Origin of the sequence: Kitasatospora sp. NPDC059795 (assembly GCF_042732175.1) — a bacterium.
Classification (GTDB): Bacteria; Actinomycetota; Actinomycetes; order Streptomycetales; family Streptomycetaceae; genus Kitasatospora.
This window is the reverse complement of sequence record NZ_JBHWID010000059.1, coordinates 1-1330: the sequence shown is the minus strand read 5'-3', so window position 1 is coordinate 1330 and position 1330 is coordinate 1. Positions and strand designations below refer to the sequence as shown.

Here is a 1330-nt window from a genome sequence, read left to right as displayed (position 1 = left end):
CGGTGTCGATCTCGGTGAGGATGTCGAGCTTGACGAGGCGTTTCAGTTTGGCTCGGGTGCCTTCGATGTTCTTCGGCAGGAGTTCGTGGTCGAGGGCTTCGCAGACGTCGCGGGCCCGGAGGGGGTCGGTGGCCTCGTTGAGGACGGCGAGGATGCGTGGGTAGTCCGGGTGGTCCGGCAGGTTGGGCGAGGAGGGGTGGGTCGGGAGGCGGTCGGCGAGAGCGATGACGGTCTTGCGGGTGATCGCGAGGTGTTCGAGCAGAGTCTGCGCCTCTTGGAGTCGGCCGTGCAGTTCCTCGATCTGCACGCGGAGGTCGTCGGCCACGTAGTGGGCGGCGTTCTCCTGGAGGTCGAGTGCGTCGAGCAGGGGTCGGATGTTCACGCCGTCACCGCTTTCGGGTGGCGCCAGGTGGGTGTGTTCGTGCCGGTGAGGCGGCGGGCCATGACCTGGGTCATCGCCCAGTAGATGCGGGAGGCGGCGGAGGCCGGGCGGTGCTCGTAGTCGCGGACCAGGCGCCGGTGCAGTATCAGGATCCCGTAGGTCTGTTCGACCCTCCAGCGTTTCGGCTGCGGGACGAACCCCGCCTGGTGCGGGTTGCGTTCGACGGTCTCGACGTCGATGCCGACAAGGCCGCCGTGCGTGGTGACCTGCTTCTTGAAGCCCTGGTCGACCAGGGCCTTGCGGACGCTGCCGCCGGTGTTCTCCACGACGTGGTCCAGCAGGGCGATGCCCGCGGCGTTGTCGTGCGTGTTCGCGGCCAGGACGATGACGGCGATGACCAGTCCCAGGACGTCCACGGCCAGGGCCCGCTTGCGGCCCGGCACTCGTTTCGCCGGGTCCCGGCCGGTCGTGGAGGCGGGGACCCCGGCGGCCGCGTGGACACTCTGCGTGTCCAGCACCACCAGGGTCGGGTCCTCTAATCGGCGGGCCCGCTCACGGACCTGGCAGCGCAGGAGTTCATGGACGACCCTGTCGGTCCCGTCGTCCCGCCACGCTGCGAAGTAGTAGTACGTCGCACTCTTCGGCGGCAGGTCGTGCGGGATGTAGGCCCACTGGCAGCCGGTCCGGCCCTGGTAGAGGATCGCGTTCACGATCTCCCGCATCGAATAGACGCCCTGATGGCCGCTCACCGACCGGTGCCGGCCCTTCCACGCAGTCAGCACCGGCTCGATCAACGACCACTGCTCATTCGTCAAGTCGCTTGGGTAGGGCTTGCGTTCACTCACGCCACCACCACAACAGAGCACCGCCCCCGGACGGGCGGACTCCGCCCCTCCCCACACCATCAGGTGACAGCAGAATCGGTCAAATACTCACGAACCGCCCTCT

The 1330-nt window shown here is 67.9% G+C and carries 2 protein-coding genes; both read right to left on the bottom strand.

The features are described 5' to 3' along the window. Positions 1–382 (bottom strand): hypothetical protein (locus ACFV4P_RS35955; RefSeq protein ID WP_380477691.1); only part of this gene is annotated, 382 nt, incomplete at its 3' end. Beyond that, positions 379–1227 (bottom strand): IS5 family transposase, encoded by an 849-nt coding sequence (locus ACFV4P_RS35950; RefSeq protein ID WP_380477690.1) that lies wholly within the window; start codon positions 1225–1227, stop codon positions 379–381. The genes ACFV4P_RS35955 and ACFV4P_RS35950, both read right to left, overlap by 4 nt. Positions 1228–1330: the final 103 nt, after the last annotated feature.